The organism is Longimicrobium sp. (assembly GCF_048594345.1).
Classification (GTDB): domain Bacteria; phylum Gemmatimonadota; class Gemmatimonadetes; order Longimicrobiales; family Longimicrobiaceae; genus Longimicrobium.
Genome location: NZ_JBMDXM010000169.1, coordinates 1 through 8,249, shown reverse-complemented (window position 1 = coordinate 8,249; position 8,249 = coordinate 1). Strand labels below are relative to the sequence as shown.

Below are 8,249 nucleotides of genomic sequence, written 5' to 3'. Positions count from 1 at the left end.
CCGGGGTGTAATAGGTCAGGGCAGCCGTAGCCATGCTCTCCTCTCGAACCGGGTTGGTTCGAGTGTAAGGTTGCTCCGCGTAAACACGCAAGTGGCCTGCGCTTGACCGCAACGGATGCGCCACAGGCGCGCAAAAAATCTACAGGTTGATACGGTCGCTGGCGTCAACAGAATAGCCGGGGCGACGCCGGATGCGGAAGCGGCGAATCCATCCGCCCCTCTCACGATGGTGGCGGGGGCGCCTGCTTTTCCGGGACCGGGTTGCGGATGGCGGGGAGGGTGCGCAGGTAGCGATGGATGGCGCGCAGGTCGTCGTCGCGCATGCGGCGCAGCTCGCGCCAGGGCATGAACGGGTGGATGCTGTCGCCCCGCGGGTTTACGCCCGTGCGCAGCGCGCGCAGAAAGTCGTCCTCCGTCCAGCGGCCGATCCCCGTTTCCTCGTCGGGCGTAAGGTTGGACGGGTTCGCGGGCAAGGACGACGATGCGTCGCCGGCGAAGGGGCGGTCCAGATCCGCCTTCTGCTGCAGCCCGCCGCGCGGCGTGTGGCAGTCGCCGCAGAGCGAGACGTGGTTGGCCAGGTAGCGGCCGTACTCCGCGTCCGCCGCGGGGCGTGGCGCCACGGCCGCCGTGGGGCGGGCGGGGCCCAGCGCAAAGACGCGCGCGGCGCGGTACACCAGGCTGGGACGGTTGCGCACCTCGTTGCGGACGGGCGGCAGGCTCTTGAGGTAGCGTGCGATGGCCAGTGCGTCGCGCTCCGACATCCCCCGGAACCACGCGTACGGCATCACCGGCGCCAGCGTGTGCCCCTCGCGGTCCTCTCCGGAGCGAATGGCGCGCACGATCTCCGCCTCGCTCCAGGCGCCCAGCCCCGTCTCCACGTCCGGCGTAAGGTTGGACGCCCGGATGGTGCCCAGCCGCCAGTTGCGGAACGCCACTCCGCCGCTCAGCGGGCCGTCCGCGTTGCGCGGGTCAGCCGCGTGGCAGTGCCCGCACACCGCCACGTTCCGCACGATGTACTCCCCGCGCTGTACCAGCCCCGCCGTGTCGCCGACGATGGACGCGGAGAGCGCCGGCAGCGGCACGTGACCGCCGCCGCACGAGGCGAGCATCGCGACGGCGGCCGCCCCGCATCCCGAGGCGAGCAGCGCGCGGCGGATCCTGGCGAGGGTGCTGGGCATCGTCCCCTCCGGCTGATGAGTGTATCATCCACCATCTTCCTGCTGCAGAAGATGATGCGCAGGGGACGGGGTGGAGGCAACAAAAATCGTCAGAGGCCGGGCTTTTCGATGCGCAGCAGCTGCACGGACTCCACGCCGTCCGCGTTGCGCACCACGCTCGCCATCTGGTCGCCGCGGATGGCGGGTGCGGGCGAGGGCTGAAGCACGCCGGGGAGCGCAACCTCGCCCAGGTAGCGGCTGTCCGGGCCGAACACGTCGACCACCGGGCCCCGTCCGCGAAAAGGAACCACCCACAGGTGCCCGTCGTCGGCAACGAAGAAGTGCATGATGACGGGGTGCGTTTTGGGGATGCGCGACTCGTCGATCCGTCCGCCGCTCTGCTGAAAGCCCCGGTAGTTGTCCAGGATCTTCTGCCGCTGCTCGGCGGTCACGGGCTGACCTCGGATTGGACGCTCCACGATGCGGTCCACCGTCCCATCGAACCGGTAGCGCGTGAGCCGGTACTGGTCGGTGACCGCAATCCACACGAATCCCTCCGGATCGATCCGCCACTGCTGCATCGCCGAGAACGGCACGTTCACGCGGTTGATGCTCCGGCGGCCGCCGCCCTGCTCCCGAACCATCTCGAACATCGGCGCCTCGAACGGCGGGATGCGGAAGGTGTCGCGCGGCTGAAGATCGGGCGTGAAGCGCACCACGCGCTCCTCCTTGTCCTCGAAGCCCGTGACGGAGGCGCGGTCGTACAGGTTGCCGCGCGAGTCGAAGCCCAGCGGCCAGGGCGTTACGGTGACGTTAACGTCCCGCCGGCGGGTGGTGATCAAGCGGCCGGCGGTGTCGTAGACGGCGAAGCGCGCATTGCCGCCGTCCAGCACCCACAGCGTGCCGTCCGCCGCCCAGTCCATCCCCGCGATCCCGTTGAACTCTTCCGGCCCGCCACCCTTGCGGCCGATCGTCCGCACGCGCACGCCGGCGGAATCAAAGACGCGCACCTGGTGCTGCTTTCCGTCCGCGATCCACACGCGGCCCATGGCATCGAACTCCACGTCCACGATCTGCGCGAACACCTCCGGCCCCTCCCCGTCCGCCGCGCCGATCGTCGCCTGCGGAACCAGCCGCCACGCCTGGCCCGGCGTCCAGGCGCCGCGGGGGGCGTCCGGCTCACCGCCGCCGCCGCACGCGGAGAGGCAGAGGAATCCGGCGGCCAGCAGCGGGCGGGCGGGGAAGCGGGTCCAAAAGGAGGAGCGCATGCGGATTGTCGATCAGGGGACACAGCACGGCGGGGCGCAGACGCGTGGGCATGACCATCGGATCGCGCGGCACGTCATTATTTCACGATTATGCTTCACGAATCCAGAGTGCGCCACGCATCCGCCACCGCGCGTGCGGCATCGGGAGACCCGTCCGCATCCGCCGGGCGCCGTTCGTTGACACCCGCCCCGCGCACCGGGTAAGTTTGCGCAGCCCAGAACCATCCCCATCCCCAACACCGACCTGGCGACCTGCATGGCCGAACCCCAGCGACGCTCCCTCATGGACCCGCCCGAGGTGGATCGGGCGCTCGCGCGCATGGCGGAGGAGATCGTAGCGCTTACGGGCGGCTCGGCCGGCGTGGTGCTGGTGGGGATCGAGCGGCGCGGGGTGCAGTTGGCCCAGCGCATCGCCGAAGCCATCGCCGGCGCCGGCGGCGAGGCGCCGCTCACCGGCTCGCTCGACATCACCCTGTACCGCGACGACCTGATGACGGTGGGCCCGCGCCCCGTCGTGGGCCAGACACGCCTGCCCACGGGCGGCATCGACGGGCGGCACCTGGTGATCGTGGACGACGTGCTGTACACGGGACGCACCGTGAGGGCGGCGCTGGACGAGCTGGCGGATTTCGGGCGGCCGGCGCGCATCCTCCTGGCCGTGCTGGTAGACCGCGGCGGGCGCGAACTGCCGATCCAGGCGGACGTGGTCGGCTCCAGGGTCGACGTGCCGCAGGGGGCGGTGGTGGAGGTAAAGGTGCCGGAGATCGACGGCGGCGACTGGGGCGTGGACCTGATGTGGCCGGAGGCCGCCGCCTGATGGTGCCTCAGACGGTGCCCTCGCTGGGCAAGGACCTGTTGGCGCTGGAAGGGATGACGCGCGAGCAGATCACGCAGATCCTGGACACGGCCGAGACGTTCAAGGAGATCTCGGAGCGGCCGGTAAAGAAGGTGCCGGTGCTGCGCACCAAGACCATCGTCAACGCCTTTTTCGAGAACAGCACCCGCACCCGGGTGAGCTTCGAGTTCGCGGAAAAGCGGCTGAGCGCCGACACGGTGAACATCTCCACCGCCGGCTCGTCCGTGGCCAAGGGCGAGACGCTGGTGGACACGGCGCGCAACCTGGAGGCCATGCGCATCGACATGGTGGTGATTCGCCACCACGCGTCGGGAAGCGCGCAGTTCCTGGCCGAGCGCATCGCCAGCGGCGTGATCAACGCGGGCGACGGCAAGCACGAGCACCCCACGCAGGGGCTGCTGGACCTGATGACCATCCGCCAGCACCGCGGCCCGCTGCAGGGGCTGAAGGTGTGCATCTGCGGAGACGTGCTGCATTCGCGGGTGGCGCGCAGCAACATCCACGGCCTCAAGACGCTGGGCGCGGAGGTCGGCGTCTGCGGGCCGCGCACGCTGCTGCCGCCGTGCGTGGAAGAGCTGGGCGTCACCGTCTTCCACCGCATCGAGGACGCCATCGCCTGGGCGGACGTGCTGAACGTCCTGCGCCTGCAGCTGGAGCGGATGAAGGGCGGCTTTATCCCCAGCCTGCGCGAGTACAACCGCGTCTTTGGCATCACGCGCAAACGCGTCGAGGCGGCGCCGCGCGACCTGCTCATCCTGCATCCCGGCCCCATGAACCGCGGCGTGGAGATCGACAGCGACGTGGCCGACGGGCCGCATTCCGTGATCCTGGAACAGGTGACCAACGGCGTGGCGGTGCGCATGGCCGTGCTCTACCTGCTTGCCGGCGGCGCGCCGGAGCAGGCCGAAGCGGCCAAGGGAGGGCCGGCATGAAGCCGATGCTGATTCGCGGCGGCCGCGTGGTCGATCCGTCGCAGAAGCTGGACGCCGTCGTCGATGTCCTGCTGGCGGAAGGGCTCGTCGCGCGAATCGGGGAGAACCTGGATGCGCCGGAGGGGGCGGAGACGATCGATGCGGCCGGCCTCGTGGTGGCCCCGGGGCTGATCGATGTGCACGTGCACCTGCGCGAGCCGGGGCAGGAGCACAAGGAGACGATCGAGAGCGGCGCGCGGGCGGCGGCGGCGGGCGGGTTTACGGCGATCGTGGCGATGCCCAACACCGATCCGCCGATCGACAACCCCGCGAACGTCGGCTTCGTGCTGGCGGAGGGGCTGCGGGCGGGCGGGGCGCGGGTGTATCCCACCGGCTGCATTACCGTGGGCCAGAACGGCGAGCAGCTTACGGAGTTCGGCGAGCTGATCGAGGCGGGCGCGGTGGCGGTGACGGACGACGGGCGCCCCGTCAGCAGCGCCAGCATGATGCGGATGGCGCTGGAGTACGCGCTGGCCTTCGACCTTCCCGTCGCCGTGCACGAGGAGGAGCTTACGCTCTCCCGCGGTGGGTCGATGAACGAGGGGATCATCGCCACGCGCCTGGGCCTTACGGGGATCCCCAACGAGGCCGAGGACGTGATGATCGCCCGCGACCTGATGCTGGCGGAGCTCACCGGCGGACGGCTGCACGTGCAGCACGTCAGCACCCGCCGCGGCGTGGAGCTGATCCGCGCGGCCAAGGCGCGCGGCATCCGGGTGACGGCCGAGGCGACGCCGCACCACTTTACGCTGACGGACGCGGCGGTGGCGGCGTACCGCACCGACGCCAAGATGAACCCGCCGCTGCGCTCGGAGGCCGACCGGCAGGCGGTGCGCGAGGGGGTGCGCGACGGCACGCTGGACGTGATCGCCACCGACCACGCGCCGCACCACTACGACGAAAAGGAGCAGGCGTTCGAGGACGCACCCAACGGCATCGTGGGGCTGGAAACGTCGCTGGGCCTTAGCTACACGGAGCTGGTGGGGACGGGGATCCTGGACCTGTCGCAGCTGATCGACCGGATGAGCTGCGCCCCCGCCCGCTCCATGCGCCTGGACACGGGGATGAAGCTGGGATCGCTGGCCGTGGGATTCCAGGCGGACGTGACGCTGATCGATACCCGGATCGAGTGGACGGTGGACCGCGCCACGTTCCTGTCGATGAGCCGCAACACGCCGTTCCACGGCCGCGACCTGCGCTGCCGCGCGGTGCGGACGATCGTGGGCGGGCGCACCGTGTGGTCGGCCTGACCAGCGGGGTAGTGATGAATGGAAGGAGCAGTGTGAGGGAGCTGGTTCCGTTGAGATCGATGGCGCCGCGGACGGATCCGCGCGCGTTCTGCGGCGCGGCCACCTGGCCGCTGGTGGCCGACCTGCGCGACGATGGGCGCGAGGTGGTGGCGTGCTATCTGGTTCTCGACAAGCAGAAGCGCGACACCAAGGCCGGCAAGCCGTTCCTTACGCTTACGCTGGGCGACCGCACCGGGACCATTGAGGCCAAGGTGTGGGACGACGCGGAGCGGCTGGACGCGGCGGTGGCGCTGGAGGACGTGGTGGGCATCCGCGCCCGCGTGGGCTCGTACAACGACAAGCTGCAGCTCACCATCACCGTCATGCAGCCGGTGGAGGTGGGCGACGACGACCTGGAGGTGTTCCTTCCCTCGTCGCCGCGCGACCGGGGGCAGATGTGCCGCGAGCTGGACGCGCTGGTGGCTACGGTGACGGACCTGCCGCTGCGCACGCTGCTCATCCGCTGCGTGGGCAAATCGACGCAGATGGGCAAGCAGTTTCGCCTGCACCCGGCGGCCAAGCGCAATCACCACGCGTACCTGGGCGGGCTGCTGGAGCACTCGCTTTCGGTCGCGAAGGCGGCGGACCGTCTGTGCGCGCACTACCGCGAGCAGGGTGCCGAGCTGGACCGCGACCTGCTGGTGGCGGCCGCGCTGCTGCACGACATCGGCAAGGTGCGCGAGCTGGCGGCGCGCCGCTCGTTCGTGTATACCGACGAGGGGCAGCTGCTGGGGCACATTCTGATCGGCCTGCAGATGGTGACCAGGGAGGCCGAGCAGATTCCCGGACTGCGCCCGGACCGGCTGCTGCACCTGCAGCACCTGATCGCCAGCCACCAGGGGCGGCTGGAATGGGCCAGCCCCAAGGTGCCCATGACGCTCGAGGCGCTGATCCTGCACATGGCGGACGACCTGGACGCCAAGATGAACCCGGGGATGCGGACCGTGCTGGGTCTGCAGCCGGGGGCGTGGTCCGGCTTTGACCGCCACCTGGACCGCGCGCTCTACCGCCCGCCGCAGCTTCCCCCCGACGCGCCGGTAGAGGCCGTGCCCGCGCAGGAGGTGGTGGAAGTGCTGATCGACATGTTTCGCGGCTGAACGCAGCCCCCTTACGGATACGCCATGAGCGAACTGATCCCCGGCGCCACCGTCCACGACCTGATCCGCCAGCGCGAGCAGCTCACCGGCTGGATCGCGCGGCTGGACGAGGTGGGCGGGCAGGCCAGCACCCGCGCGGCCGAGCGCATTCGCGCCGACTACGCCGAGCGCCTGCGCCGCGTGAACGAGAGCCTTTCGTCGCACCGCGGCGAGATCGAGGCCGACCTGCAGCGCTTTCGCGGCTCGCTGGAGCAGGCCGAGGCGCACCGCCTGGCCGCGGCGGACGAGATGGACGAGGTCAGCCTGCGCCATCTGATCGGCGAGCTGGACGAGTCCGCCTGGAACGCGGCGCGCCCGGACCTGGAGGCCCGCGTGCGCGAGGCCGAGGACCAGGTGGAGCAGGCGCGCGCCGAGGTGGAGCGGCTGGAAACGCTGGCCGCCGACATCTCCAGCGCCGAGAACGCCGCCGCTGCCTCCCCGGCCCAGACTGCCGTGCCGACTGCCGCGGCGGAGCCGGAGCCGGTCGTCGCGGCCGCCGAGGCCGAGCCGGCCCTGTTCGACTCCGCACCCGCGGTGAGCGAATCCAGTCTCGCGGCGGATACGCCGGCCCCCTTCGATCGCGAGGCGACCGCGGACTTCGAGCCGCGGCTGCCGGACGAAGATGTGCCGGGGATGGGCGACGTGGCCGCGCCGGCTGCGGCGGAGACGGTCGAGGCGCCGCCCCCGGCGGACGTGCGCGCGGCGGCGGACGCGGTGTCGGCGGACGAGTGGGACCCGTTTGGCAACGAGTTCAGCACCGAGGCCAGGACCGCGGACGCGGAAGAGGATCTGCCCTGGCTGGAGGGCATCGACCAGGCGGCGACGGGCGCGTCGGGCGGATGGACGCCGCCGCCGGCCGGGGCCGACGAGGGGCTGGATTTCCTGCGGGAGATCGAGGCGTCCACCCGTCCCACCGAGCCGCCCGCTTCGGCGGACCTGGGCGCGGACGACCTGGCGTTTCTGGAGGAACTGGACCGCGCCATCGGCAGCGGCCCGGCCTCCACGGGGCGCGGCAAGACGCCGCCGCCGGCGCAGCCCGCCACGCCGGCCGCCGCCGGTGCTGGCGCCGCCTCGCGCGCGGAGCCGCTGCTGTGCAAGGAGTGCGGCGCCATCAACGAGCCGCATTCCTGGTACTGCGAGATCTGCGGTTCGGAGCTGTAAGCACGGTATTTCCGTGGAACGCGGACGCCCGCCGGTACTCCGGCGGGCGTTCGTTTGTTTGCCCTCCCAGCGGCTCGCTGCCATCCTGAGCAAGGCGCCGCGCCGCAGCCGCGGCACGCACTGGACTCAGCCGCGCCGACCGAAGAATCTTTTTGTACGCGGCAGTTACTGTCGGCCACGACACACTCGCCTGCGTAGTGTCGGCGCGCGACGCATCGGCCCGACACGCGAATCCGCAAAGACAGCGTTCGGAGGATCGACTGTCATTCTGAGAGCGTGTTTAAGAATCTGATATCATCCGATTCTGCGGACCATCACTTGGATCATCGCGAGGTAGATCATCCCCTCGCTTGAGGAGGTTAGTTCCTCATAATCCTTGCTCAACCGGCGATACTGATTCAGCCATGCAAA

At 70.4% G+C, this 8,249-nt stretch carries 8 protein-coding genes; 5 read left to right on the top strand and 3 right to left on the bottom strand.

Features of this window, described 5'->3' with window-relative positions; genetic code table 11:
- Positions 1–221: 221 nt before the first annotated feature.
- On the bottom strand, positions 222–1,178 hold the full coding sequence (locus ACOJUJ_RS18585; protein WP_420128390.1) for a c-type cytochrome: 957 nt from the start codon (positions 1,176–1,178) through the stop codon (positions 222–224).
- 89 nt (positions 1,179–1,267) lie between these two features.
- Entirely contained in the window at positions 1,268–2,425 is a 1,158-nt protein-coding gene (locus ACOJUJ_RS18580; RefSeq protein WP_420128389.1) for a 6-bladed beta-propeller, read from the bottom strand.
- Positions 2,426–2,681: 256 nt separating this feature from the next.
- Between ACOJUJ_RS18580 and pyrR the strand changes: the two genes are divergently transcribed.
- From pyrR to ACOJUJ_RS18555, 5 genes are read left to right on the top strand one after another with little or no spacing between them, the layout of a single operon-like run.
- Entirely contained in the window at positions 2,682–3,242 is a 561-nt protein-coding gene (pyrR, locus tag ACOJUJ_RS18575; protein ID WP_420128388.1) for a bifunctional pyr operon transcriptional regulator/uracil phosphoribosyltransferase PyrR, read from the top strand.
- Complete coding sequence (locus ACOJUJ_RS18570; protein ID WP_420128387.1) at positions 3,242–4,213, top strand: aspartate carbamoyltransferase catalytic subunit; 972 nt, start codon at positions 3,242–3,244, stop codon at positions 4,211–4,213. The genes pyrR and ACOJUJ_RS18570 overlap by 1 nt, the downstream gene beginning before the upstream one ends.
- Positions 4,210–5,502 (top strand): dihydroorotase, encoded by a 1,293-nt coding sequence (locus tag ACOJUJ_RS18565; RefSeq protein ID WP_420128386.1) that lies wholly within the window; start codon positions 4,210–4,212, stop codon positions 5,500–5,502. The genes ACOJUJ_RS18570 and ACOJUJ_RS18565 overlap by 4 nt, the downstream gene beginning before the upstream one ends.
- Positions 5,503–5,561: 59 nt before the next feature.
- Positions 5,562–6,638 (top strand): 3'-5' exoribonuclease YhaM family protein, encoded by a 1,077-nt coding sequence (locus ACOJUJ_RS18560; RefSeq protein ID WP_420128385.1) that lies wholly within the window; start codon positions 5,562–5,564, stop codon positions 6,636–6,638.
- A 24-nt stretch (positions 6,639–6,662) separates the two neighbouring features.
- On the top strand, positions 6,663–7,838 hold the full coding sequence (locus ACOJUJ_RS18555) for a hypothetical protein (protein ID WP_420128384.1): 1,176 nt from the start codon (positions 6,663–6,665) through the stop codon (positions 7,836–7,838).
- A gap of 294 nt (positions 7,839–8,132) precedes the next feature.
- Here ACOJUJ_RS18555 and ACOJUJ_RS18550 read toward each other — a convergent pair.
- The coding region (locus tag ACOJUJ_RS18550) for a transposase (RefSeq protein WP_420128391.1) at positions 8,133–8,249 on the bottom strand (117 nt) is incomplete at its 5' end.